Below are 23,529 nucleotides of genomic sequence, written 5' to 3' on the forward strand. Positions count from 1 at the left end.
GGCGCCGGCGGCGGCCTGGGGCGCGAACACGCCCTGGCACTGGCCAAACGCGGCGCAAAGGTGGTCGTCAATGACCTGGGCGGCACCCGCGACGGCTCGGGTGGATCCGCTACGGCAGCTGAATCTGTCGTCGCCGAAATCGTGGCGGCTGGCGGCGAGGCCCTGGCCAATGCGGCCTCCGTCACCGATTTCGCCGCGGTTGAGGCCATGGTCGCGGCGGCGATGGAAAAATGGGGCCGGGTCGACATCCTCGTGAACAACGCCGGCGTCCTGCGCGACAAGACCTTCGCCAAGATGGAGCTGGACGATTTCCGCTTCGTCATGGACGTCCACCTCATGGGCGCAGTCAATTGCACCAAGGCGGTCTGGGACATCATGCGGGAGGCCAGCTACGGCCGCATCGTCATGACCACCTCCTCTTCGGGCCTGTACGGCAATTTCGGCCAGTCCAACTATGGCGCGGCCAAGATGGCCCTGGTCGGGCTCATGCAGACCCTGTCGATCGAGGGCGCGAAAAACGACATCCGCGTCAACTGCCTCGCCCCGACCGCCCATACCCGGATGACCGAGGACCTCGGCGCCCGCCTGCCGCTGGAGCTGCTGGGCCCCGAGACGGTCTCGCCCGGCCTGTTGTATCTGGTCAGCGAGGACGCCCCCAGTCGCTGCATCCTGACCGCCGGCGCCGGCGGCTTCGAACGCGCCTATGTCACCATCACTCCGGGCATCCGCGCGGTCGGCGAGGACGCGCCGGAACAGGTCGCGGCCCGATTCGCAGAAATCTCGGACCGTACGGGCGAGATCGTGCCAGAAATGGGCGCGGCCCAAGGCATGATCGAGCTGACCAAGGCGCAGGCCGCCCACAAGGGCTGAAGACCTAGCGTTGACGTGGCGGCAAGCGGCTAAAGCTCATTTCGACAAGATGGAGAACTCCCATGCGTGAAGCGGTGATCGTATCGACGGCCCGAACCCCCATCGGCCGGGCCTATCGCGGGGCGTTCAACGACACCCAGGCGCAGCAGCTGGGCGCTCATGCGGTGAAGCACGCCGTCGCCCGCGCGGGGATCGAGGGCGAAGCCATCCAGGACGTGATCATGGGCGCGGCCCTGCAACAGGGATCGACCGGCACCAATGTCGCGCGCCAGATCGCCCTGGCCGCCGGCCTGCCGGTCTCGGTCGCGGGCATGAGCCTGGACCGCCAGTGCGCCTCGGGCCTGATGGGCATCGCCACGGCGGCCAAACAGGTGATCGTGGACGGCCAGAAGGTTGCCGTCGGCGGCGGGCTGGAATCCATCTCGTTGGTGCAGAACCAGAACATGAACCTGTCTCGCGGCAAGGATGAAGCCCTGCTGAAGCAGGTTCCGCACATGTATATGTCGATGCTGGAGACCGCCGAGATCGTGGCCGCCCGCTACGGCATTTCGCGCGACGCCCAGGACGAATACGCGCTGCAGTCGCAGCAACGCACGGCGGCGGCCCAGGCGGCCGGCCGCTTCGACGCCGAAATCGTGCCCATGACCACCACCATGCTGGTGATGGACAAGGCCACCGGCCAGACCTCGTCGCAGGAGGTCACCCTGTCCAGGGACGAGGGCAATCGGGCCGACACCACGCTGGAAGGCCTGAAATCGCTGAAGACCGTCTTCGGCTCGGGCGAGACGGTCACCGAAGGCAAATTCATCACTGCCGGCAATGCGTCGCAGCTGTCGGACGGCGCCTCGGCCTGCGTCATCATGGAGGCGGGCGAGGCAGTGCATCGCGGTCTTCAGCCGCTGGGCGCCTATCGCGGCATGGCGGTGGCCGGCTGCGAGCCTGACGAGATGGGCATCGGTCCGATCTATGCGGTGCCGAAACTGCTGAAGGCGCACGGCCTGAACATCGACGATATCGGCATCTGGGAGCTGAACGAGGCCTTTGCGGTGCAGGTGCTCTACTGCCGCGACAAGCTGAGGATCCCGAACGAACTGCTCAATGTGGACGGCGGCGCCATCTCCATCGGCCACCCCTATGGCATGTCGGGCGCCCGGATGACCGGCCACGTCCTGATTGAGGGCAAGCGGCGCGGGGCCAAATACGGCGTCGTGACCATGTGCGTCGGCGGCGGTATGGGCGCTGCGGGGCTGTTTGAGATCTACTAGACCCGGGGATCGGCGCCGGTCGGAACCCCGGCGTCGTCGCACGCCGTCCCGCTTTCGATGGCCCGCAGGGTCGAGACGAAGTCGTCGCGCCAGATGCCCACGTCGGTGTCACGCACGACCTCCATCAGGGTCTCCCACTTCCGCTTTCGCTCGGCCAGCGGCATGGTCAGCGCCCTCTGGATGGCGTCGGACAGTTCCTCGCGGCTAAATGGATTGACGAGCAGGGCCTCGCCCATCTGCTCGGCGGCGCCCGCAAACCGGGACAGGACCAGAACGCCGGGATCCTCAGGATTCTGTGCCGCAACATATTCCTTGGCCACCAGGTTCATGCCGTCGCGCAGCGGCGTGACCAGGCCGACACGGGCGGCGCGATAGATTCCGGCCAGCTGGTCGCGGCGATAGGTGCGGTTCAGATAGCGGATCGGCTGCCAGTCCATCTCGGCATAGGCCCCGTTGATGCGGCCGGCCAGGGCGTCCAGCCGCCCCCGAATGTCCTGATAGCTGTCGACCTCGTCGCGTGAAATAGGCGTGACCTGAAGCAGCAGGACTTCGGAGCGCATGTCCGGATGGGTCTCGAGGAACTGCTCATAGCCAAGCAGCCGTTCCTCCAGGCCCTTGGAATAGTCCAGCCGGTCGACGCCGACCATCAGGGTCCGGAACGCCGCCGAGGCCGCCATCCGGTCATAGGTCCGGTTGCCGAGGGGCGAGTTCCGCGCGGCGATGAACCCCTCGACATCGATGCCGATCGGAAACACGCCCGTCTGCACGGTCTTCCCGAACGCCTCCAGCGCGTCATTGGGCAGCAGCTTGCCGTTCACGCTGGGCTCGGACGCCACATAATCCCGGAACAGATCCAGCCATTCGCGGGTATGGAAGCCGATCAGGTCGTAGTCGAACATCGCCTCCACCAGACGGCGGTGGTGCGGAAGAGTCACCAGCAGCTGCCGCACGGGCCAGGGCGTGTGCAGGAAGAAGCCGATCCGGTTCTTCACCCCCAGCCGCCTCAGGTCCCGGGCCATCGGGATCATGTGGTAGTCATGGATCCAGATGATGTCGTCCGGCTGGATCAGCGGCGCCAGAACCTCGGCGAAGCGGGCGTTGGTGCGCTCGTATCCCTCGCCGTAGGACCGCTCATAGGCGGTCAGGTCGACCCGGTGATGGAACAGCGGCCACAGGGTCTTGTTGGCATAGCCGTTGTAATATTCGTCGACGTCCTGGGCCTCCAGATCGACGAGCGCGACGGTTACGCCTGCCCGGTCCTCCATCTTGAGCTCGCCGGTAAACTGTTCGACCGTTTCACCGGACCAGCCGAACCACAGGCCGTCGTATTTCCGCAGCGCCGCCGACAGGGCCATGGCCAGGCCGCCGGTCGAGCCGGCAGCCGGGTCTTTAGGCGCGGATACGCGGTTGGAGACAACGATCAGGCGGCTCATCGGGCGTCCGTCCATGAACGGCTGAGCAGCACGGCGCAGTTGATGATGCCGACCAGCGAATAGGTCTGCGGATAGTTGCCCCAGAGCTCCTTGTCGCCCAGCGACAGGTCCTCGGACAGCAAGCCCGCATGGGTCCGACGGCTGAGCATCTCCTCGAAGATCTCCCGCGCCTCCTCGGTTCGGCCGTTCAGGAACAGGGCTTCGATGAACCAGAAGGTGCAGAAGTTGAACGCGGTCTCCGGCTCGCCGAAATCGTCCGGCTCGATGTATCGGAACAGATACGGCCCCTTCTTCAGGTCCCGCTCGATGGCGTCGAAGGTTGCGACCTGCCGGGGGTCGCGGGCGTCGAGGAAGCCGAGATCGGTCAGTTGCAGCAACGAGGCGTCGAGCTCGCGGTTGCCGAAGCTGGCGGCGAAACGGCCCTCGTCCGGCAAAAAGGCCTCGCGCTCGATCCGTTCGCGGATGATCGTCGCCCGCTCGCTCCAGAACACGGCGCGGTCTGCCAGACCCATATGATCTGCCGCCTTGGCCAGCCGGTCGCAAGCGGCCCAGCACATCACCGAGGAATAGGTGTGCACCCGGGCAATGGTCCGGAACTCCCACAGTCCGGCGTCGGCCTGGTCATGCATGGCGAAGGCGCGATCGCCGACCTTCTCCAGCGCATGGAAATCGTCGATCGTGCCCGGACGCAGCAGCCGCTGATCATAGAAAGCCTGCACCAGCGGCAGGACGATCTGGCCGTAGACGTCATGTTGCAGATGCTCGCGGGCCTGATTGCCCACCCGCACCGGCTTCATGCCGCGATAGCCGGCGACCGTCTCGGTGATCCGTTCGTCGATGTCCTCTTCCAGACCGACGCCATAGACAGGCTGGACGTGGCCGCCGGCGGAGGCGTCGACGAGGTTGCGCAGATAGCCGAGATAGTTTTCCAGCAGGTCGACCGCGCCCAGCCGGTTCAGCGCCCGCACCACATAGTAGGCGTCGCGGATCCAGCAGTAGCGATAGTCCCAGTTGCGCCCGCTCTCGGGAAACTCGGGCACCGACGTGGTCATGGCCGCGACGATCGCGCCGGTCTCCTCATAGGCGCAGAGCTTCAGGGTGATGGCAGCGCGGATCACCGCCTCCTGCCAGTCCAGCGGCAGGTAGAGGGTGCGGACCCAGTCCTGCCAATAGGCCACGGTTCGGTCGAGCACCGCCGCGACGCCGGGTCCGACGTCCTGGTCGTAGCCCTCATCCGGCCCGAAGAAGAAGGCCAGCGGACGCTCCAGTCGGAACACGCGCTCGTTCAGAATGTGGGACGCCGGACAGTCGGTCGTAAGCCGGAAGGTCACATCCGTGCACAGATAGCGGATGTGGTTGGACCCGTTGGTGGTCTCCGCCCGGCGCGCGCCCCAGTCGGCTGACGGTCTCAGGCGGACCCGGATGCGTGGCGCTCCGCTCAGCGGCCGCAGGATCCGACCGAAGGCGAGCGGCCGGTAGGTGCGGCTGTGTTTCGGATGGCGCGGCGCAAAGTCGATGATCTCGACCGAAGCGCCGTCCTTCGCCGTCAGGACGGTGCGGAGCACCGGTGTGTTGCGGATGTAAGCCTGCTCAACCGTCGCCTGCCCTTCCAGTTCAATGTCCCAGAATCCGTGGTCGGGATCTGACCCGTCCATCAGGGCCGAAAACACCGGGTCGCCGTCCACCCGGGGGGCGCAGGCCCAGACATAGCGCCCGTCGCGATCAATCAGGGCGCTGATCGAACAGTTGCCGATGGGGGCGAGATCGAGGTTCGGGGTCATCGGCGCGCCTCGACGCTGTCGAGCCAGGTCAGGACGGCCTCCACATCGGGCAGGCCGAAGGTCGCGGCAGTCCGGCGCGGGGGACCGACCAGAACCCCGAACCCGCCGAGATCGGCGGCGGCGCGAAATCCGTCCTCATCGGTGAGGTCATCGCCCAGCATGACGGGGACGGCGCCAGCGAACGGCGGCTCAAGCATGAAGGCCTTGAGCGCCGTGCCCTTGTCCGTTCCGGGCGTCTTCAGCTCGACCACCAGATTACCCGCCTGCAGCGCGAGCCCGGTCTCGGCGGCGAGGCTGCGTGCCAGGGCGGCGGCGGCGGCGGCCTCGCCCGGCGCCCCGCGGTAGTGCAGGCCGGCCGAAACCGACTTGTCCTCGACGATCATGCCGGGGCGGTCGCGGGCGAAACGCTCGAAGGCGACGACCGCATCGCGGACGGACGGGTCAGCGGCGGCGTGGTCGAGCGATCCATCCGCGCGCCGGCGCTCCAGCCCGTGCACGCCCGAGGCGGAGGCGGAGGCGCTGTCGGCGATCCGGTCGATCTCGGCGATGGTGCGCCCGCTGAGGATCGCGACCCGCCCCTTCAGCCGATCCGCCAGCCGCCGCAGCACCGCCGTGCGGCGCGCATCGGGCACGACGGCATCGGGCGTGGCCGCCAACGGCGCCAACACACCGTCCATGTCCAGGAACAGGGCCGGATGCTGAAGAACGACGGGCGGTGGCGGCAAATAGGAGAGCGCCTCGGCCGGCGCGGTCGCGCCGTCGGTGTTCAGGTTTGTGGTCCGCATGGCTGTTTGAACGCATCCATGCGGCAAAGGTTGACCCGCGATTGGTATTTTCTCGAGTCGCCGCAATCCGGCGCGCCTGCCCGACGGATTGTGAAACCGCGCCGGATGGGCCAATTCCGCAGCATGACCGACGCCGCCGCCCCTGCCCTGTCCGCCGATCCCGCCGCCATGACCGCGCGGGCGCGGGAAGTGATCCAGCTGAACATCGCCGCGCTCCAGGCGCTGGAATCCGGGCTGGACGACGGCATCGCCCGCGCCTGCGACATCATCCTGTCCCGGCCCGGCTATCTGGTCGTCACGGGCATGGGCAAGTCGGGCCATATCGGCGGCAAGATCGCCGCGACGCTCGCGTCGACCGGCACCAACGCCTTCTTCGTCCACCCGGCCGAGATGAGCCACGGCGACCTCGGCATGTTGCGCAAGGACGTCACCCTGCTGGCCATCTCGAACTCCGGCGAGAGCCGCGAACTGCGCGATCCCCTGATCTACTGCCAGCGCGAGGGCATTCCGGTCATCGGCCTGACCCAGCGGCCGGCCAGCTTTCTCGGTCGCTCATCCGCCGTCTGCCTGACCATGCCGCAGGTGGCCGAGGCCTGCCCCAACGGTCTGGCTCCCACGACCTCGACCCTGATGACCCTGGCCCTCGGCGACGCCCTGGCCATGGTGCTGATGGACCGGCGCGGCTTCACGGCCGAGGCCTTCGGCCTGCATCACCCCGGCGGCAAGCTGGGCATGAGCCTGCAAAGCGTGCGCGACTGGATGGGCGACAGGCCGCCCGCCCCGGCGACCGTGCCGCTGACCGCGAGCTTCGCCGAGGTGGTGTCCGCCATCACCGAGGGCCGCAAGGGCGCCGCGGCCGTGCTGAACACGGACGGAACCCTGGCCGGGATCGTCACCGACGGCGACGTGCGCCGGGCCTTCTCGCGCGACCTCAACGGCCTGACCGCCGCCGACGTTATGAGCCCCGGCCCAAAGATCATCGCCCCGGACGCCCGCATGAGCGACGCCGTGGACCTGATGACCCAGAACCGGATCGCCACCCTGCTGGTGGTCGAGGCCGACCGCCCCGTCGCCATCGTCCACATCGCCGAACTGATGCAGGCCGGCTACGTCGGCTAGTAGGCCCGCAGCCCGTCGACATTGCCGGGCGGTGAATAGCGACAGGCCAGAACTGACCGGTCGCCGCGCGAGGCGATGGCGCACCCGACATGGGTCGTCCGGCGCGCGATGATCTGGGTGTAATGGCCGACGGCGGTCCAATCTCCGGTGCGGCTGACATGGGGGAACACCCCGTGCACATAATCGCGTTTCTCGGCCGCCCACTCCGCGACCATCTCCTCCGGCGTCCAGATCCGGCTGCCCCAGCCGGTCCACAGATTCTCGCCGTTGCCATGCAGTGTGGGATCGTGTTCCCACCGGCCCGTATCCACCAGCACGCGCGCCCAGACGCGGGCTTCGGCGGCCAGGGTGTCGTCCCACTGCAACGGCGGCGTGCCGACCCGTCGCCGCTCGGCATTATGGGCCGCCAGCAGTCGGCTGGGCACGTCCTGCGGCGGAGCGGCGACGCGCATCGGCTCGTCCTGCACCGCGACCATCGGAGCGGCGCAAGCCTGCGCGGCGAGACCGGTCGTCAGGGCGAGGGCGAGGAACAGGGAACGGCGCATGGAGCTTCTTACCTCAACGGCGCGATCATTGCCCGCCGAGACCGGCGCCATTCCCTGATTCCGGTCAGCGCGCGTCGGCCGCGAGCGGCGTGTTGATCAGCGCCTTGTCGGTATCGTCGCCTTCAAGCGTCAGGGTCTCCGCGGGCTTCCCGGCCTGGAACTCCTCCATCGCCGTGACCTTTCGGGCGCGCATGGCGTCGGCGAGGGCGTCCATGTCGAGACCGGCGGCGCGGGCCTGGCTGAACATGCCTTCGGACCGCATCTCCTCTTCCTCGACGTGGTGCTCGATCATTTCGGAGAGCACCTTGACCTTGGCGTCGTAGAATTCCTCGTCGGGGCTGGCGGCCTCGATCTCATTGATCAGCAGCTTGGCCGAGTCATGCTCGACATAGGCCTCGTTCAGCAGGTCTTCCTCGATCTGGCCGCGGCAGGCCGGATAGAAGACCTCCTCCTCCAGCACGGTGTGAACCTTCAGCTCGAGACAGGCCTGATGGGCCAGCGCCTGCTTCTTCGCCGGCGAGGTCGCCGTTTCGAACGCCGCGAATATCTCCTCCACCTTGCGGTGATCGGCCTTCAGCATCGCGATGGCGTCCATCTCTTCGTAAGTCTGGGCCATGGTCATCTCCTCCAGACACCCGTCGTGTCGGCGCACGTAAAACGCGGACGGAGCGCGCGTTCCCAAGGCCAAGCTAGCTGAGAGTCGTTCTCGGAATTCACAGCTTTCCGGCGTCCGGTGGCCGACACAGCGCCGCGGACCGTGATGAAATACTTGACGTTGACGTAAACGTAGGGTTTGTGGCGATCACGCTCAGAATCCGTCCTTATTGGAGACCGACTCCCATGGCCGAGGCCTATATCTACGACGCGGTCCGCACCCCGCGCGGCAAGGGCAAGAAGGACGGATCCCTTCACGAGATCACAGGCCTCAGCCTGGCGACCCAGGTGCTGGAAGCCCTGCGGGACCGCAATGACCTCGACACATCGAAGGTCGACGACGTCATCCTCGGCTGCGTCTCACCGGTGGGCGAGCAGGGCGCGGACATCGCCCGCACCGCCGTCCTCTCCGCCGGCTGGGCCCAGACCGTGGCCGGTGTCCAGATCAACCGCTTCTGCGCCTCCGGTCTGGAAGCCGTGAACATGGCCGCGGCCAAGGTCAAATCCGGCGAGGCCGATTTCGCCGTCGGCGGCGGCATCGAGGCCATGAGCCGGGTGCCGATGGGCTCGGACGGCGGCGCCTGGCCGGTCGATCCGACCTCGGCCTTCCCCACCTATTTCGTGCCCCAGGGCGTCTCGGCCGACATGATCGCCACCAAATACGGCTTCAGCCGCGACGACGTGGACGCCTATTCGATGGAGAGCCACAAGCGCGCCGCGGCCGCCTGGGCTGACGGCCGCTTCTCGAAGTCGGTCATCGCCGTGAAGAACCAGCTCGGCCTCGTCCAACTGGACCGCGACGAGACCATCCGTCCGAACACTGACATGCAGTCGCTGGGCGCCCTGAATGCCTCCTTCGCCATGATGGGCGAGATGGCCTTCGACGCCGTGATCAACCAGCGCTACCCCGAGGTCGAGCGGGTCAATCACGTCCACACGCCCGGCAACTCCTCGGGCATCGTCGACGGTTCGGCCGGGGTCCTGATCGGCTCGCTGGAAGCCGGCAAGGCCTTGGGCCTCAAGCCGCGCGCCCGCATCGTCGGCGCCGCCTCGATCGGGTCAGAGCCCTCGATCATGCTGACCGGCCCCGAGTTCGTGACCAAGAAGCTGCTCGCCAAACTGGGCATGACCACCGCCGACATCGACGTCTGGGAGCTTAACGAGGCCTTCGCCGCCGTGGTGCTGCGCTACATGCAGGCGCTCGACATCCCGCACGACAAGATGAACGTGAACGGCGGCGGCATCTCCATGGGCCACCCGCTGGGCGCCACCGGCGCCATGATCACCGGCATCGCCCTCGACGAGCTGGAGCGGTCGAACAAGTCCACCGCCCTGATCACCCTGTGCATCGGCGGCGGCATGGGCACCGCCACCGTCATCGAACGCGTCTGAGGATTTTGACCATGGAAAACTTCAAGATCGACGTCGACGCCGACGGCATCGCCCTGATCACCTTCGACGTCCCCGGACGCTCGATGAACACCCTGACCTCGGGCGTGATGCAGGAGATCCCGCAGTGGGTCGAACGGGTGAAGACCGACGACGCCATCAAGGGCGCGGTCCTGACCTCGGGCAAGGCCAGCGGCTTCTGTGCCGGCGCCGACCTCGGTGACATGGCCGGCGGCATGCTGGCCGGCGGTTCGCTGCAGGACGCCTATGATGCGGGCTGGAAGCTGAACGGCGCCCTGCGCGCGCTGGAGACTTGCGGCAAGCCGGTGGCCGCGGCCATCAACGGCCTGGCTCTCGGCGGCGGGCTCGAGCTGACGCTGGCCTGTCACTACCGGGTCGTCGCCGACGACAACAAGATTCAGCTCGGCCTGCCCGAGATCAAGGTCGGCCTCTTCCCCGGCGGCGGCGGCACCCAGCGGCTGACGCGCCTGATCGGCGTGCAGGCGGCGATGACGGCGATGAGCGCCGGCTCTTCCTGGCGTCCGAACGACGCCAGGGGCGCGGGCGTGGTCCACGAGGTCGTGGCCAAGGGCACCGAGATCGACGCCGCCAAGGCGTGGATCAAGGGCGGCGGCAAGGCCGTCCAGCCGTGGGACGACAAGGGCTTCAAACAGCCCGGCGGCGGCCCCTACCACCCGGCGGGCATCCAGAATTTCCTCGTCGGCAACGCCATGCTGCGCAAACAGTCCTACGGCAACTATCCGGCCGTGCTGAACCTGATGAAGGCCGTCTATGAGGGCATTCAGGTGCCGATGGACGCGGCCCTGCGCATCGAGACCCGCTACTTCATCAAGACCCTGATGACGCCGCAGGCCCAGGCCATGATCCGCAGCCTGTTCCTGTCCAAGCAGGAGCTGGACAAGGGCGCCGTCCGTCCGGCGGGCGTGCCCAAGTCCGATCCGAAGAAGGTCACCGTCATCGGCGCCGGCATGATGGGCGCGGGCATCGCCTATGTGCAGGCCCTGGCCGGCATCGAGACCATCCTGATCGACCGTACCCAGGAAGACGCCGACAAGGGCAAGGCCCACGTCGCCGACCTGCTGAAGAAGCGCCTGTCGCGCGGCCAGATCACGCAGGAGAAGTTTGACGCCCTGCTCGGCTCGGTCACCGCGACGACCGACTACGACCTGATCAAGGGCTCGGACCTGGTCATCGAGGCCGTGTTCGAGAACCGCGAGATCAAGGCCGACGTCACCAAACGCGCCGAGGCGCAGCTTGAGGCCGGAGCCGTGTTCGGCTCCAACACCTCGACCCTGCCGATCACCGGCCTAGCCGAGGCCAGCGTCCGGCCCGAGGACTTCATCGGCATCCACTTCTTCTCGCCCGTCGACAAGATGATGCTGGTCGAGATCATCCTCGGCGAGAAGACCGGCGAGGCGGCGATCGCCAAATCGCTGGACTACATCATGAAGATCAAGAAGACCCCGATCGTCGTCAACGACGGCCGCGGCTTCTACACCTCGCGCTGCTTCGGCACCTATGTCGCCGAGGGCATGGCCATGCTGGAAGAGGGCTATGCCCCTGCCCTGATCGACAACATCGGCCGCATGACCGGCATGCCGCGCGGCCCGCTGGAGATGCACGACGACGTGGCCCTGGACCTGTCGGTCAAGATCGCCAAGCAGACGGCGCTCGACCTCGGCGACAAATACCAGCCCCTGCCCGGCTCGCAGATCGTCCAGAAGATGGTCGAGGAGCTCGGCCGCTATGGCCGCAAGAACGGCATGGGCTTCTATGACTACGACCAGAAGCCCAAGAAGATCTGGGCCGGTCTGGCCGAGCTGGCGCCGGTGAAGATCAACGATTCCACGCCGGAACTGGTCGAGGACCAGAAGCAGCGCCTGCTGTACCGGCAGGCCGTCGAGGTCGCGCGCTGCTGGGAAGAGGGCGTCATCGACGACCCGCGCGAGGCCGATGTCGGCGCCATCCTGGCCTGGGGCTTCGCGCCCTGGACCGGCGGCCCGATCACCATGATCGACCAGACGGGCCTCAAGGCCTTCGTGGCCCAGGCCGACGACTACGCCGCCCGCTACGGCGACCGCTTCAAGGTCCCGCAGCTGCTGCGCGACATGGCGGCCAAGGGTGAGACCTTCTACGGAAACTTCGCCGGGAAGCAGAAGGCGGCGGCCTGAGTGCAGCCCACAGAACACCGTCGCCCCGGAGTCGATCCGGAGTGACGGTCAAGGGACTCAAAGATCCTTCGGTGAAAAACCGGGCCGGCATTGAACCGTTCGGCGCTGCCCGCGCACCTCTCTCACGAACCTTTTCGGGGAGACCAACGCATGCCCAACACCCTGCGCGAACTCAATGCCCGCGAGATCGAGGCACTCGACCGCATCACCCGTCCGTCGGGGTTTTTCGAATTGGCAGCCGACCTCTTCCGGGGCGGAACAGCCTGGGCCAGCCTGGGAATGATGACGGCCGAAATCGGCCTGTTCATTGCAGGCGTCTGGTGCGCCTGGCGCTTTTCCGGAGCAACGACTCCCCTTGAGGCCATGCGATGGGGCCTGCCCGCGCTCGGGCTGATCCTGATGTCCTTCACCATCAAATTCTCGTTCTGGCCGGTGATGCATATCAACCGGCTGAAGCGTCAGGTCGCGGAACTGGAACTGCGACTACTCCGGATCGATTGAAGCCCGATTCCGGATCGCTTGACGCCGGCGGCTTTCGGCTCCACCCGTCGCTTCTGAAACCGGGAGTCGCCGCATGATCCGTCCCCTCGTCCTCGCCCTGCTGCTGGCTGGCGTCGCCTCGACGGCCCAGGCCCAGAACCTGATCATCCACGGCGGCCCGATCTACACGGGCGTCGACGGCGCCCCGCCCGCTCAGCAGGTGACCTTGGTGGATGGCCGCATCGCCTATGTGGGGCCGATGCGGCTCGAACGGACCCCGCCGGACGAATACATCGACCTCAAGGGCGCCGCCCTCTTCCCCGGTTTCACCGACGGCCACGCCCACCTCGACGGCATCGGCTGGCGCGAGCTGACGCTGAACCTCGAGGGTTCGGCCTCGGTCGCCGAGGCGATGGCGCGGCTGACCGCCTGGGCCGAAGCGAATCCCGAGGGCCCCATCGTCGGTCGCGGCTGGATCGAGACCCACTGGCCCGAGGCGCGCTTCCTGACGGCCGCCGACCTCGACGCCGCCGCCCCCGGACGGGTGGTGCTGTTGAGCCGCTCGGATGGCCACGCCGTGGTCGCCTCCTCCGCCGCCCTGGCGGCGGCCGGTGTCGACGCCTCGACCGCGGCGCCGGCCGGCGGGGAGATTCTGAAGGGCGCTGATGGCCGGCCGACCGGCCTGCTCGTCGACGCGGCCGAACAACTGGTCGCCGGCCTGACGCCCCAGGCCGATCCGGAAGCCCTGCGCGAGGCCTATCGCGCCGGCTTCCGCGTCGAGGCCGCCTATGGCTGGACCGGCGTGCATTTCATGAGTGCGCCCTGGCGGGACATCCCCTTGCTGGAGGCCATGGCCGAGGCGGGGGAGGCGCCGCTCCGCATCTACAACAGTGTCACGCCCGACGGCGCTGCCGCCCTGATCGCAGGCGGGCCCCGCAGCGTCGCCGACGGCCGGATCATCACCCGGGCGATCAAATACTATGCCGACGGAGCACTCGGCTCGCGCGGCGCCGCCCTGTTCGAACCCTATGCCGACCGGCCGGACACAACCGGCCTGATGCAGATCACGGGCGATCAAATCATTCCCTTGTATGAAGCCGCCCTGCGCGGCGGCATCCAGGTCGCCACCCACGCCATCGGCGATCGCGGCAACGCCTCGGTGGCGGAATGGTACCAGCAGGCGCTCAACGCCGTGCCCGCCGCCGAACGCCCCAACGGCGCGGATGTGCGCTGGCGCATCGAGCACGCCCAGATCCTGAGGCCGTCCGACTACCACTGGTTCGAACACCTGCCGATCATCGCCTCGATGCAGCCCAGCCACGCCATCGGCGACCTGCATTTCGCCCCGGCCCGGCTCGGCGACGCCCGGCTGGACGGCGCCTATGCCTGGCACAGTCTGGTCGATCTCGGCGTCATCGTGGTCGGCGGCTCGGACGCCCCGGTCGAGCGGGGCGACCCGCTGATCGAATTCTACGCCGCCGTCGCCCGCGCGGATCTGGAGGGGTTCCAGGGCCCCGACTGGCGGCCGGGCGAGGCCGTTGACCGCGCCACGGCCCTGAAGATGTTCACCCTCTGGCCGGCCCTGGCCAGCTTCCGCGAGGACGAGCTTGGAACCATTGAGGTCGGCAAGCGCGCCGACTTCACCGCCTTCTCGGTCGATCTGATGACGGCGCCTGTGGCCGACATTCTCAACGGCCGGGCGGTCCTCACGGTGGTGGACGGCGTGGTGGTCCATCGCGCCGAAGCCCCTGTACGCATCGCGCCTTGATGCGCCGCGGGGTTCCGCCTAAGGCTGCGTCCGGCTCTGCGGGCGTGATGTAGTGGTAGCCTGAAAGCTTCCCAAGCTTTTCGTGCGGGTTCGATTCCCGCCGCCCGCTCCAATATTCTCTAGCGAGATCAAGGCATTAGGCATCATCTCCGAGAAGATCGCCGCTCCCAACCGCCCTTGCGGTCGGCGCGTAAGCCTCTGATTTCTCACGATCCCGGATAGCTTTTCCGCTCCCGGCGCCATCGATCCAAGGCGTTCGGTTCGGTCGCTGGCCCGAGCGCGATTTCGATTCTGCCATCGGGATGAAGGGTGATTGCTAGGACGCTGCGGCCCTCGGCGGACAAGAGCTCAAGCACGGCACCCAAGGCTTTGAGACCACGATTATCGGGATCAGACATCGGCAGGGACCTCGAGCGCCCCGCCGGAATAGGGACTATCATCCCTAGAGACTATATGCCCGACCGCAGCCTATCCGTTGGATGGACTGGCAGGCGATCGTGGGGCGGAACGTGCGGCAGTTGCGTCAGGCCAAGGGCCTGACCCAAGAGCAACTTGCCTTCGAGGCTGGCCTGGATCTCACCTATGTGGGCGGCATCGAGCGCGGCAAACGTAATCCGAGCCTGCTTGTCATGGCGAGATTAGCGGCTGCCTTGGACGCGAACATCTCAGACCTCGTGCGGCATAGCTAGGCCGGTGGCGGACCCGCGACCCTTTCAAGGTAAGGCAAGAAGTCCTGAAGCAGGTCAATCTTGGCGCAGTAGCCGAGATGGATCATCTGCTGAGTGACGATCACCGTTTGGGTCGGTACGGGCCTCTGCTCGATGCGGCCCTCGGCGTTGAGTACCGGCCCGGAGTGCAGCACGCCGATCAGGTAGAACGATTGCCCCCCCATGGTCATGCCATCCGGTGTTGGCTCCATCCCGTTGAAAAAGGCGAAGACCGGAGACCCTGACGAACCTCCGAAGGCGGCGATGTCGATCACGAAGTCGCGGCTACCGGCATAGTTCGCCCGATAGGGAGTCGCCAGCGATCCGCGACGCACGACCGGCAGGTTGTTGGCCTCGTCCATAAGACCGTTGGGAAAGCCGACCATGATGACGTCGGTGGCGGCGGTCAGCGCCTCTGCCCGGTCGGGTGTGATGCAGACGCTATTGTCGAGGGACAACACGAAGGCGTCGAATCCCTTTGCCTTCATCTCATTCACGAGTGGGACGATCGGCATGATCGCCAGATCAACGTCGGGGTCCGGATGTCCAATCACCGGCAAGGCCCCTGCTGGTACTCTTATGTTGGTCGAGGGGCCGAAGGCGCGACGGCCATCAGCGGTTTGCTGTGCAAATCCGACTTCAATCCAGGGCCGGCCCTCAAGGACATGCTTGTTTGAAACGAGGCAGATCAGATCCCCGCCCGGCAGGGAGAATCGGTAGAGAAACCCCGTGCCGTAGGCGATCGCGGTCGGGGCCCCGGCGACGCCCGCGGTTATGCGAGCAACGCAGAATGGCAGGGCTGCCAAGCCTTGGGTGTCGGGGTTGAGGGGTGGGGATTCCATCTCGCGCTCTGTCGGGTGTGGGGTCAGGGCAAGATCGGGTCAGCGTCACCGTAACGCAAGCGATGGAGTCTTGACGTCACCGTCTCAGGCCTCGCGCGAGGGAGCCGGCCGGTTTCGCATAACATTAGATGTGCGCGTTGGCACCGGGCGGAACGCACTGCGACCGGCCTCAATGGAGCCTTCGCCGTTGCGAAAAGGTAATGCTCACCTATCTTGACCCTGACGGCCGCAGCATCCAATCTTTGGTTGCCGTCGCCACCCAAGGAGTTCATCCTAGGTTAATCGGCGGAGCGTAAGCGGTGTAAGTGGGTTGTTTCTGATCTCAGGAACTGTCACACAGGCGCGACGTTAAAGTGGGACCAAAGTCGGACGCTGTCGTGTTTCGACCTCCAAGGAGAATAACTATGCGAGCTACCGAAACCATCTAACGACTTGCCCCAGCGAGATTTGGAAGGGCCGCGACCACTGGTTGCGGCCCTTTTGCATTTCGCTACAACGGTCTGTCGGATTCGGTCCGGCCGGGTGGGAGCTGAGGATGAGGAAGAGTACGGGGTCGCTCGCCCGCTGGGCGTTCTGGTTGGCGGCCGTCATAGCTACGGTCATTGGCTGGTGGCAATTTCTCTGGCCCCCGATCGCCTTTTACCGGGCGCGCACCCCTTCACCGGGAGGCGCCGACATCCTCGCGGAGCTAATCAAGCCAAACAATGCCATCTACGGCGAACCGCTGTTGGGCTGGGCCTTCTTACTCAGCACAGCGGTCATTGGCCTGTTCATCATCCACTGGTCACGCGGCATTGCGGACTATCTGCAGAACTCCCGGGTCGGCATCTCGGTCCTCGAGACCGTCATGGAAGTAGAGATGCACGACGCCGCGCGCACGCAGGCTACCATCAGGCGACGTCAAACCTTTCACGCCAACCGCCGCGGAATCACCGCTTATCGATTTGGGGCTGCAACCGATGCCAAGGGCGGTCGGATCCTGCGGCCCACAATGAAGCAGACCTCAATGGTCGCGAACCAGACCATCACGAAGGAGCTTTTGATCCGGGGGAGCGAGTCGAACCTCGAAGTGATCGAGGTTTTTCTGAAAGAGCTGCCCACAAGCCTGGTCGCGACGTTCCTGCCAAACTGGCTGGTCTGCATGCTCCACACAGCGCATCTCTTCGACGGCATCGTCGTCACGCGGACAGGCGAGTCGAAATATGAGAACGAATTCTCCGGTCCAGAAGGCGTCTATTCCGTCAGCACGACGAAATATCCGATCTCTCGCACGGTGATCCGCGTGCTGTTCCAGCAAGGTCATGAACCACCTGATGGGAACGTCCGCGGTTTCCTAATTCGCGAGAACGTCGTTGAAGAAGTGGCTCTAAGCCGGTCAACTACTCCCACTCACAGCGTCTACGAGGTAAAGGCGAACAGCCTCCATATGGAATCGCTGCGCGTCCAGTGGGTCTTCTAAGAAGCCTTTCCGCGTAGCTGATCGGACGTCCGAGAGCCGACGATCCCCTCAGCCAACACCAACATCGGTTGGGAAAATGGCTTTAACCCATTGAAGCGACTAGGGCTGTTTCAGCGTCGGTTGGGAGCCAGCGCATTGAAAACCCTAGGTTCCGTTTGGCTTCCCAAGCTTTTCGTGCGGGTTCGATTCCCGCCGCCCGCTCCAGCCGTCAGATCGCTGTTCGACGCCGGTTGTCCTGGCCGTTGATCAGCAGCGCCGCCATCCCGACCCAGAACAGGATGTCCTGGACGCCCTCCTGCGGTGCGCGCGCGACGAACTCCAGCCAGGCCCATCCGAGGAAGGCGGCGACGAAGACGAGGGTGCTCAGCTGCTTCACGACTTCCTCCGGCGACTGAGGTCAATGCCCAGATCTACCGCGGAGAGGCAGAGGGTTGCGACCAGGGCCGTAAAGCCTGCCTCAACCCACGACTCGCCCCCGACGATGGCGATGACCGCTGCCAACCAGACGAGGGCGATCAGGCCGATTACCGTGATCTTGACCCAGCGTGGATTGGCCGGTGCGGCCGGTCGCCCCGACCCATCCGTCACTGCGCGACCTCGACGTTGACGCCGCGGGCTTCGAGGATTTCCTGGACGCTGTCGTCACCGGCAAGGTGGGCGGCGCCGACGGCGATGAAGACCGTTCCCGAACCTTCCAGCATGGTCTGGATCTGGTTCGCCCAGTCGGTGTTCCGGCGCACCAGGAGCGCTTCGTAAAGCGCCGGCGCTTCGGTCTGCATCTCATCGACCGCGATCTCTTCCAGAAGGGCGACGTCGCCCGTGGCCCAGGCGCCAACCATCCGGTCGAGCTCGACCGTGGCGTCCTCGTACGATTCCAGCAGCGTGCGCAGGAAGGCCAGCTGGTCGGCCTCGGACATGCCGGCCAGAATCGCGACCTGTTTGTCGATGGTCTCCAGACCGCTGATCGGCTTGCCCGCGGCTTCCGCGCGCGCCTTCAGGATGGTTTCGACGCCCGACCGGGGATCGTATCCAGCCCGGATGGACGGCGCGACCGACAGGACGAGGGCGGCGAACCACGGACGGAAGACGTCGACCTGGGCGGCCGGCATGCCGGCGGAGGCGGCGAGCGCGTTCAGGGAGGTCATCTCCTCGGCGGTCAGCAGGCTGGACAGCGGGCGGTCCGGCGAGATGCCATACTGCTGGATCAGGGGCACGATCGCGGCCTGATCGTCCGGATTGGAGATTTCGAACCAGATCTGGTCGGCGCTGTCGAAGGCCGCGTCGACGCGGGGCGAGCCCCAGGCCGTGGTCGGGCGCAGGACGTGGACGGTTCCGAACAGATAGAGGGTCGAATCGGCGTCGCGGACCACCCAGAGGGCGGGGCCCTGGCCTTCGGCCTGGGGCACGACGCGGGCTTCGACGACCGGAGCCGGCGCAGCCTCCACCGTCTGGGCGAAGGCTTGGGCGGGCTGGAAGGCGACAGCGCCCGCCAGGCCGAGGCCGAGCACAAGGCCGAGTGCAGTGCGGGAGAGGGATTTCAGGCGACGGTTCGTGGTCATTGGATCAATCCTTGGGAGGGTCGGACGTGGGTGCGGCTAGTGCAGGCCGCGCCGGGCCGCCGCGATAATGGAAGCGATGAAATAGATGCCCATCAGCAGGCCGATCAGGCCCCAGCCGGTGATGGTCCCGACAAGTCCCAGCCTCTCGGCGGCGGCATAGACAAACAGGCCCAGCTGGACGGCCCAGAAGGCCAGGGCGCTGGTTTCGAGCATGACCCGGCGGAGCATTTCGTCGGCGGTCCGCCACAGCATGAGGTTGGCCCCGCTCTGGACCACCACCAGCAGGAGGACGGCGCCGAAGACCACGTTTGGGGTCGCCCAGGCGGAACCGAAGACGGGAAGCAGGAACATCGCGGCGGCCAGCAGCATGACGACCACCTGCAGGACGCCGCAGCCCCGCGGAACATCGGCGGGGCGTCGCGCGATCATGAAGGCGGTGATCAACCCCACGCCGATCATGGCGGCCGCCATGACCACGGCGAGTTCGTCCTCCCAGCGGCTCATGGCGCCGTCGGTCAGGGTCGCGACGCCATAGCCGAAGGCGCCGCCGAGACCGGCGAGAAGGACGAACACCGCCGCCTTGCGCAGCAACGAGGGCCGGGGCGTATCAACACTGGCGTTCATGGTCAGTCCTCCGTGAAGATGGCTTCGATGGGTTGGCCGAAGACCCTGGCGATCTTGAAGGCCAGCGGCAGGGACGGGTCGTAACGGCCGGTCTCCAGCGCGTTGACGGTCTGGCGCGAGACGCCCAGCGCGTGGGCGAGATCGGCCTGGCTCCAGTCGCGCTCTGCGCGCAGCACCTTGAGGCGGTTGTTCATCAGGGCTCTCCTAACGGTGCTTCAGCCACCAGACCGCCCAGGCGATGGCGTAGCCGGCCATCTGGAACAGCAGGATGGCGAGGACGCCGCCGGAGACGAGGTCGGCGGCGCCGCCCTCGATGCCCAGCACGCTGACGTCCTCGTCGCGTAATGAAAGGGTGAGCACGAGGATCGCCCCGAGCGCCATGCCGCTGGAGCCGCCCCACCACCAGGCCCATTTGTGGGCCTCGCGGGCGGCCTCGTCGATGCCGCGCCACCACCAGATGCAGGCCGCGAAGGCGACGGCCATGGCGAGGGCGATCATGCCGACGGTCAGGGCCGTGCCAAGGGGGCCGGGCTGGTCGCCGAACACGGCGGCCCCGCCGCCGGCCAGGCCGCCGACGATCATGATCCCGACCATCATCAGGACGAATGTCCCGAGGCCGAAGGGGCGCTTGGATGGGGCCGGCGGGGTCATGGATGGCTCCGTTTCGGGTTGACAAGGGTGTTTTACACCGCCCCGAAGCGTTGTCAAGCGACCTTGTCTAAATGTCCGCAAGCCTTGTCGCGACCACCGGACGTTCGTCGGCCGGGGCCGTCAGTTCGGGACGGGACAAGACGCGCGGCGCCGTCTCGACGGGCGGAAGGACGGCCAGCTCCTTGCCTTCGTGGTCGACCTGCAGGTCCTCGAAGCGGCGGGCGGAGACCATGACCTGGCTTTCGAGGGAGCCGACGAACTGATTGTACTTGCCCACGGCTGTTTCCAGCGCCCGGCCCACCGCGCCGGCATGGGCGCCCATGACCGACAGACGTTTGTAGAGTTCCTTGCCGAGCTTCGCGACGTCCTCGGCGTTCTTCGCCTGCTCCTCGGCGCGCCAGCCATAGGCGACGGCCTTGCACAGGGCGAACAGGGTGGTCGGGGTGACGATGACGACGCGCGAGGCCATGGCCGTGGTCATCAGGTCCGGCTCGTGGTCGAGGGCAGCGGCGAGAAAAGCGTCGCCGGGCACGAACATGGCCACAAAGTCGGGGCTGGGCTTGAACTGGTCCTGATAGGCCTTGGACGACAGCTGGCGGACGTGGGTCTTCATGCTGGTCGCGGTGCGCAGGGAGGCGGCCCTGGCCTGGGCCTCCTCGTCGCCGTCGGCCTCGTCCCCGAAGGCCAGGGAGACCTTGGCGTCGATCACGAACATGCCGCCGCCGGGCAGGCGGACGACGAAGTCGGGGCGCTGCTGCCTTCCGGCGTCATCGGCGCTGGAGGACTGTTCCTCGAAGTCAAAGCGCCCGGCCATGCCCGCGGCCTCAAGCACATTGCGGCAGGTCTGCTCGCCCCAGCGGCCGCGGCGGCCGGTATTGCCGCGAAGGGCCTCGGTCAGGCGCCGGGCCTCGTCGCGGGTGGCGGTCGAGGCGGTCATCAGCAGGGCCAGCTGTTCCTTGAGCCCGCCGGTCTCCTCGGAGCGGACCTTCTCCAGCGCCGCGACGTGTTCCTGGAATTTGGCGAGGGTCTCGGCCACAGGCTTCAGCTGGGCCTCCATACGCTGCCGGGACAGTTCCTCACGGCTGCGGAAGGTCTCGTCGGTGCGCTTGAGCAGTTCCTCGGCGACGGTGGTCGCCGCCGTGCTGGCGGTTTGGGCGGCCTGGGCGCGCAGCAGTTCGGTCGAGGTCGCGGCCTGGTCCTCGAACAGCCGCATCCGGGCCTCGGTCTCGGCATAGCGTTCGCGCAGCTCCCACGCCCGCGTATCGGCGGCAGAGGCGCGACGCCGCTCCATCAGGGCCCAGACGAGGGCGATGACGGCGACGACGGAGGCGGCGAAAAAGGCGATGAGCAAAGGGGACATGACCCGTCTGTATCGCGAGTCTACATGCGCCGTAACCAGTCAGCCCATGGCCTGCGACCGCTTCTGACGCATCAGGTCGGGCGGCGCTGCCGCATGGCCTGGATGATGGTGCCATCGTCCAGCCAGTCCAGTTCCCCGCCGACGGGGACTCCGCGGGCGAGCGAGGTAATCTCCACGCCCGCGCCGGCGAGGCGTTCGGCGATGTAATGGGCGGTGGTCTGGCCGTCGACGGTGGCGGGCAAGGCCAGGACGACCTCTTTCGCCTCGCCGCCGCGCACCCGGCCGACCAGTTCGGCGACCCGGAGCGCATCGGGGCCGACGCCGTCGAGGGCCGACAGCAGACCGCCCAGCACATGGTATTTACCGCGGAAGGCGCCGGAGCGCTCCATGGCCCACAGCGCGCCGGCCTCCTCGACCACGCAGATCAGGGTATTGTCGCGGGCGCTGTTGGAGCAGATCGAGCAGGGATCGCGGGTGTCGGGCGCGCCGCAGACGCTGCAGGAGGTCACCTTCGCCGCCGTCTCGGCCAGGGAGGCCGCCAGCGGGACCAACAGCTGTTCGCGCTTCTTCAGCAGGGCCAGGGCCGCGCGTCGGGCCGAGCGGGGGCCGAGGCCCGGCAGCTTGGCGAGGAGGCTGATCAGCCGTTCGATTTCAGGTCCGGCGGAGGCAGCCATGACCGGCGCATACCATGGGGTTCGGCGGGTTGCCTATCTCCCTGTCGGGCCCATAGCGGACTGCCGCGCTCCGGACCTGACGCATGCTGGTTCATCACGAAGGACGCGAAGACGGGCACGAAGGACACGAAGGGAGCGAGCGTGTTGCGGTCCTTCGCGGGCCCTTGCCCGCAATCGGATTTGTTGCGGCGCCCTGGCGGGCGCCGCGGATCCGCCGGCCCCTTCGAGTCCTTTGTGGTCTTTGTGATGAACCTTCCGGCGGCAACCCTCGTCGGGGCGCGCCGAAGGACTCAGAACAGTTTCGGCATGCCGGGGATGTTCATCCCGGCCATCGGGCCGGCGGCCTCGCGCATCAGGGCGCCGTTGGCCTCGTCCAGCTTGCGCTTGGCGTCAGCGTGGGCGGCGACGATGAGATCGGCAAGGATCTCGCCCTCGCCGGAGACCAGCAGACTGTCGTCGATGGTCACGCCGGTGATCTCGCCGGCGCCCTTGAGCGCCACGGTCACAAGGCCGCCCCCGGAGGTGCCGGAGGCGGTGGTTTCGGCCATTTTCGCCTGGGCGTCCTGCAGCTTCTGCTGCATCGCCTGGGCCTGTTGCATGAGGGCGTTGAGGTCTTTCATGCGCTCAAGATAGGCGCTGACCCTCGCTTCGGACAGGCCTGAAAAATAGCAACAGAATTTGTTTCGAATACCCTTGAACCAAATCGGGCGCGAGCTATTTAGCATCCATTACTGTTGCTAATAAGGACGTCCGTCATGGCCTTCGACTCCGTTCCCGCCCGCGACCTGCCCCTGCCCGAGACGGTGCTGGGCCAACTGTTCACCGACGCCCGCACGCGCAACGCCTGGACCGACCGGCCGGTGTCGGAGGAACTGCTGCGCAGGCTGTACGACCTGACCAAATTCGGCCCGACGGCGGTCAACGCCACTCCGGCCCGCTTCGTCTTCATCACCTCGCCCGAAGCCAAGGCCCGGCTTTCCCCCCTGATGTCGGAGGCCAACCGCGCCAAGACGCTGCAGGCGCCGGTCAATGTGATCATCGGCCAGGATCTGGCATTCGCCGACACCCTGCCGAAACTGTTCCCGCACGCTCCGGGCGCCAAGGACTGGTTCACCGATCCGGCCGCCGCGCGTGAGACCGCCTTCCGCAACGCCTCGCTGCAGGGCGGCTATTTCCTGCTGGCGGCGCGGGCGCTCGGCCTCGACGTCGGTCCGATGTCGGGTTTCGACCCCGAGGGTGTGAAGGCCGGGTTCTTCGCCGGCACGACGGTCGAGCCGAACTTCATCGTCAACCTGGGTTACGGCACGGACGAGAACCTGTTCCCGCGCTCGCCGCGTCTCGACTTCGAAGAGGCGGCGACGATCCTCTAGGT

24 protein-coding genes and 1 tRNA gene are annotated in these 23,529 nt (G+C 66.7%); 11 read left to right on the top strand and 14 right to left on the bottom strand.

The annotated features are described in order from the left end of the window. Both B3E43_RS00705 and B3E43_RS00710 read left to right on the top strand, forming a co-directional pair. Positions 1-870 (top strand): SDR family NAD(P)-dependent oxidoreductase (locus tag B3E43_RS00705; protein ID WP_292025975.1); only part of this gene is annotated, 870 nt, incomplete at its 5' end. Positions 871-932: 62 nt separating this feature from the next. Further along, positions 933-2,135, top strand: a complete 1,203-nt coding sequence (locus B3E43_RS00710; protein ID WP_292025976.1) for an acetyl-CoA C-acyltransferase — start codon at positions 933-935, stop codon at positions 2,133-2,135. Here B3E43_RS00710 and B3E43_RS00715 read toward each other — a convergent pair. From B3E43_RS00715 to otsB, 3 genes are read right to left on the bottom strand one after another with little or no spacing between them, the layout of a single operon-like run. Next, positions 2,132-3,568, bottom strand: a complete 1,437-nt coding sequence (locus B3E43_RS00715) for an alpha,alpha-trehalose-phosphate synthase (UDP-forming) (protein ID WP_292025977.1) — start codon at positions 3,566-3,568, stop codon at positions 2,132-2,134. The two genes, B3E43_RS00710 and B3E43_RS00715, sit on opposite strands and share 4 nt — an antisense overlap. Next, on the bottom strand, positions 3,565-5,349 hold the full coding sequence (locus B3E43_RS00720) for a glycoside hydrolase family 15 protein (protein WP_292025978.1): 1,785 nt from the start codon (positions 5,347-5,349) through the stop codon (positions 3,565-3,567). Before B3E43_RS00720 ends, B3E43_RS00715 begins: the two co-directional genes overlap by 4 nt. Further along, positions 5,346-6,134, bottom strand: coding sequence for a trehalose-phosphatase (otsB, locus tag B3E43_RS00725; RefSeq protein WP_292025979.1), 789 nt, complete (start codon positions 6,132-6,134; stop codon positions 5,346-5,348). Before otsB ends, B3E43_RS00720 begins: the two co-directional genes overlap by 4 nt. A gap of 123 nt (positions 6,135-6,257) precedes the next feature. Between otsB and B3E43_RS00730 the strand changes: the two genes are divergently transcribed. Beyond that, a complete protein-coding gene (locus B3E43_RS00730; protein WP_292025980.1) occupies positions 6,258-7,253 on the top strand; it encodes a KpsF/GutQ family sugar-phosphate isomerase in 996 nt (331 codons plus the stop codon). On the opposite strand, the gene B3E43_RS00735 is transcribed toward B3E43_RS00730, so the two are convergent. Further along, a complete protein-coding gene (locus B3E43_RS00735) occupies positions 7,250-7,798 on the bottom strand; it encodes a CAP domain-containing protein (protein WP_292025981.1) in 549 nt (182 codons plus the stop codon). The two genes, B3E43_RS00730 and B3E43_RS00735, sit on opposite strands and share 4 nt — an antisense overlap. Positions 7,799-7,862: 64 nt before the next feature. Then, positions 7,863-8,414 carry a hemerythrin domain-containing protein gene (locus B3E43_RS00740; protein WP_292025982.1) on the bottom strand — a complete coding sequence of 184 codons (552 nt, stop codon included), beginning with the start codon at positions 8,412-8,414 and terminating at the stop codon, positions 7,863-7,865. 224 nt (positions 8,415-8,638) lie between these two features. Between B3E43_RS00740 and B3E43_RS00745 the strand changes: the two genes are divergently transcribed. The 6 genes from B3E43_RS00745 (at position 8,639) to B3E43_RS00770 (ending at position 14,970) form a co-directional block, all read left to right on the top strand. Beyond that, on the top strand, positions 8,639-9,844 hold the full coding sequence (locus B3E43_RS00745; RefSeq protein WP_292025983.1) for an acetyl-CoA C-acetyltransferase: 1,206 nt from the start codon (positions 8,639-8,641) through the stop codon (positions 9,842-9,844). Between the two features lie 11 nt (positions 9,845-9,855). After that, complete coding sequence (locus tag B3E43_RS00750; protein ID WP_292025984.1) at positions 9,856-12,033, top strand: 3-hydroxyacyl-CoA dehydrogenase NAD-binding domain-containing protein; 2,178 nt, start codon at positions 9,856-9,858, stop codon at positions 12,031-12,033. Positions 12,034-12,183: 150 nt separating this feature from the next. Further along, positions 12,184-12,534, top strand: coding sequence for a DUF6768 family protein (locus B3E43_RS00755; RefSeq protein ID WP_292025985.1), 351 nt, complete (start codon positions 12,184-12,186; stop codon positions 12,532-12,534). A 73-nt stretch (positions 12,535-12,607) separates the two neighbouring features. Further along, a complete protein-coding gene (locus B3E43_RS00760) occupies positions 12,608-14,281 on the top strand; it encodes an amidohydrolase (protein ID WP_292025986.1) in 1,674 nt (557 codons plus the stop codon). A gap of 38 nt (positions 14,282-14,319) precedes the next feature. Next, positions 14,320-14,393 (top strand) — tRNA-Gly (locus B3E43_RS00765). A gap of 367 nt (positions 14,394-14,760) precedes the next feature. After that, the gene (locus B3E43_RS00770) at positions 14,761-14,970 is read left to right on the top strand and encodes a helix-turn-helix domain-containing protein (RefSeq protein WP_292025987.1); all 210 of its coding nucleotides are present in this window, start codon (positions 14,761-14,763) and stop codon (positions 14,968-14,970) included. Here B3E43_RS00770 and B3E43_RS00775 read toward each other — a convergent pair. Continuing rightward, the gene (locus B3E43_RS00775) at positions 14,967-15,830 is read right to left on the bottom strand and encodes a S1 family peptidase (RefSeq protein ID WP_292025988.1); all 864 of its coding nucleotides are present in this window, start codon (positions 15,828-15,830) and stop codon (positions 14,967-14,969) included. The two genes, B3E43_RS00770 and B3E43_RS00775, sit on opposite strands and share 4 nt — an antisense overlap. 535 nt (positions 15,831-16,365) lie before the next feature. On the opposite strand from B3E43_RS00775, the gene B3E43_RS00780 reads away from it, so the two are divergent. Further along, the gene (locus B3E43_RS00780) at positions 16,366-17,289 is read left to right on the top strand and encodes a hypothetical protein (protein WP_292025989.1); all 924 of its coding nucleotides are present in this window, start codon (positions 16,366-16,368) and stop codon (positions 17,287-17,289) included. Positions 17,290-17,497: 208 nt separating this feature from the next. Here the strand turns inward: B3E43_RS00780 and B3E43_RS00785 are convergent, their stop codons facing one another. The 8 genes from B3E43_RS00785 to B3E43_RS00820 all read right to left on the bottom strand — a co-directional run bounded on the left by B3E43_RS00785 (position 17,498) and on the right by B3E43_RS00820 (position 22,777). Further along, positions 17,498-17,665 (bottom strand): hypothetical protein, encoded by a 168-nt coding sequence (locus tag B3E43_RS00785; RefSeq protein WP_292025990.1) that lies wholly within the window; start codon positions 17,663-17,665, stop codon positions 17,498-17,500. Between the two features lie 208 nt (positions 17,666-17,873). Further along, positions 17,874-18,848, bottom strand: a complete 975-nt coding sequence (locus B3E43_RS00790) for a TraB/GumN family protein (protein ID WP_292025991.1) — start codon at positions 18,846-18,848, stop codon at positions 17,874-17,876. A gap of 36 nt (positions 18,849-18,884) precedes the next feature. Continuing rightward, the gene (locus B3E43_RS00795; RefSeq protein WP_292025992.1) at positions 18,885-19,472 is read right to left on the bottom strand and encodes a hypothetical protein; all 588 of its coding nucleotides are present in this window, start codon (positions 19,470-19,472) and stop codon (positions 18,885-18,887) included. Positions 19,473-19,474: 2 nt separating this feature from the next. Next, positions 19,475-19,666, bottom strand: coding sequence for a helix-turn-helix transcriptional regulator (locus B3E43_RS00800; protein WP_292025993.1), 192 nt, complete (start codon positions 19,664-19,666; stop codon positions 19,475-19,477). A gap of 10 nt (positions 19,667-19,676) precedes the next feature. Then, complete coding sequence (locus tag B3E43_RS00805) at positions 19,677-20,123, bottom strand: hypothetical protein (protein WP_292025994.1); 447 nt, start codon at positions 20,121-20,123, stop codon at positions 19,677-19,679. Positions 20,124-20,190: 67 nt separating this feature from the next. Then, a complete protein-coding gene (locus tag B3E43_RS00810) occupies positions 20,191-21,483 on the bottom strand; it encodes a DNA recombination protein RmuC (protein WP_292025995.1) in 1,293 nt (430 codons plus the stop codon). Between the two features lie 71 nt (positions 21,484-21,554). After that, positions 21,555-22,157, bottom strand: coding sequence for a recombination mediator RecR (gene recR / locus B3E43_RS00815; RefSeq protein WP_292025996.1), 603 nt, complete (start codon positions 22,155-22,157; stop codon positions 21,555-21,557). 290 nt (positions 22,158-22,447) lie between these two features. Further along, a complete protein-coding gene (locus tag B3E43_RS00820; protein WP_284222879.1) occupies positions 22,448-22,777 on the bottom strand; it encodes a YbaB/EbfC family nucleoid-associated protein in 330 nt (109 codons plus the stop codon). Positions 22,778-22,912: 135 nt separating this feature from the next. Between B3E43_RS00820 and B3E43_RS00825 the strand changes: the two genes are divergently transcribed. Next, on the top strand, positions 22,913-23,527 hold the full coding sequence (locus tag B3E43_RS00825; protein ID WP_292025997.1) for a malonic semialdehyde reductase: 615 nt from the start codon (positions 22,913-22,915) through the stop codon (positions 23,525-23,527). The last annotated feature ends 2 nt before the right edge of the window (positions 23,528-23,529 follow it).

The sequence above is a fragment of the Brevundimonas sp. UBA2416 genome (assembly GCF_002343105.1).
Classification (GTDB): domain Bacteria; phylum Pseudomonadota; class Alphaproteobacteria; order Caulobacterales; family Caulobacteraceae; genus Brevundimonas.

Excerpts from the sequence above, each read along its gene's own strand:
- B3E43_RS00805 (WP_292025994.1), bottom strand. The coding sequence starts at position 20,123 with ATGACCCCGCCGGCCCCATCCAAGCGCCCCTTCGGCCTCGGGACATTC.
- B3E43_RS00755 (WP_292025985.1), top strand. The coding sequence starts at position 12,184 with ATGCCCAACACCCTGCGCGAACTCAATGCCCGCGAGATCGAGGCACTC.
- B3E43_RS00770 (WP_292025987.1), top strand. The coding sequence starts at position 14,761 with ATGGACTGGCAGGCGATCGTGGGGCGGAACGTGCGGCAGTTGCGTCAG.
- B3E43_RS00745 (WP_292025983.1), top strand. The coding sequence starts at position 8,639 with ATGGCCGAGGCCTATATCTACGACGCGGTCCGCACCCCGCGCGGCAAG.
- B3E43_RS00740 (WP_292025982.1), bottom strand. The coding sequence starts at position 8,414 with ATGGCCCAGACTTACGAAGAGATGGACGCCATCGCGATGCTGAAGGCC.
- B3E43_RS00780 (WP_292025989.1), top strand. The coding sequence starts at position 16,366 with ATGAGGAAGAGTACGGGGTCGCTCGCCCGCTGGGCGTTCTGGTTGGCG.
- B3E43_RS00720 (WP_292025978.1), bottom strand. The coding sequence starts at position 5,349 with ATGACCCCGAACCTCGATCTCGCCCCCATCGGCAACTGTTCGATCAGC.
- B3E43_RS00800 (WP_292025993.1), bottom strand. The coding sequence starts at position 19,666 with ATGAACAACCGCCTCAAGGTGCTGCGCGCAGAGCGCGACTGGAGCCAG.
- B3E43_RS00760 (WP_292025986.1), top strand. The coding sequence starts at position 12,608 with ATGATCCGTCCCCTCGTCCTCGCCCTGCTGCTGGCTGGCGTCGCCTCG.
- B3E43_RS00715 (WP_292025977.1), bottom strand. The coding sequence starts at position 3,568 with ATGAGCCGCCTGATCGTTGTCTCCAACCGCGTATCCGCGCCTAAAGAC.
- B3E43_RS00820 (WP_284222879.1), bottom strand. The coding sequence starts at position 22,777 with ATGAAAGACCTCAACGCCCTCATGCAACAGGCCCAGGCGATGCAGCAG.
- B3E43_RS00710 (WP_292025976.1), top strand. The coding sequence starts at position 933 with ATGCGTGAAGCGGTGATCGTATCGACGGCCCGAACCCCCATCGGCCGG.
- B3E43_RS00795 (WP_292025992.1), bottom strand. The coding sequence starts at position 19,472 with ATGAACGCCAGTGTTGATACGCCCCGGCCCTCGTTGCTGCGCAAGGCG.
- B3E43_RS00825 (WP_292025997.1), top strand. The coding sequence starts at position 22,913 with ATGGCCTTCGACTCCGTTCCCGCCCGCGACCTGCCCCTGCCCGAGACG.
- B3E43_RS00775 (WP_292025988.1), bottom strand. The coding sequence starts at position 15,830 with ATGGAATCCCCACCCCTCAACCCCGACACCCAAGGCTTGGCAGCCCTG.
- otsB (WP_292025979.1), bottom strand. The coding sequence starts at position 6,134 with ATGCGGACCACAAACCTGAACACCGACGGCGCGACCGCGCCGGCCGAG.
- B3E43_RS00735 (WP_292025981.1), bottom strand. The coding sequence starts at position 7,798 with ATGCGCCGTTCCCTGTTCCTCGCCCTCGCCCTGACGACCGGTCTCGCC.
- B3E43_RS00750 (WP_292025984.1), top strand. The coding sequence starts at position 9,856 with ATGGAAAACTTCAAGATCGACGTCGACGCCGACGGCATCGCCCTGATC.
- B3E43_RS00730 (WP_292025980.1), top strand. The coding sequence starts at position 6,258 with ATGACCGACGCCGCCGCCCCTGCCCTGTCCGCCGATCCCGCCGCCATG.
- B3E43_RS00790 (WP_292025991.1), bottom strand. The coding sequence starts at position 18,848 with ATGACCACGAACCGTCGCCTGAAATCCCTCTCCCGCACTGCACTCGGC.
- recR (WP_292025996.1), bottom strand. The coding sequence starts at position 22,157 with ATGGCTGCCTCCGCCGGACCTGAAATCGAACGGCTGATCAGCCTCCTC.
- B3E43_RS00810 (WP_292025995.1), bottom strand. The coding sequence starts at position 21,483 with ATGTCCCCTTTGCTCATCGCCTTTTTCGCCGCCTCCGTCGTCGCCGTC.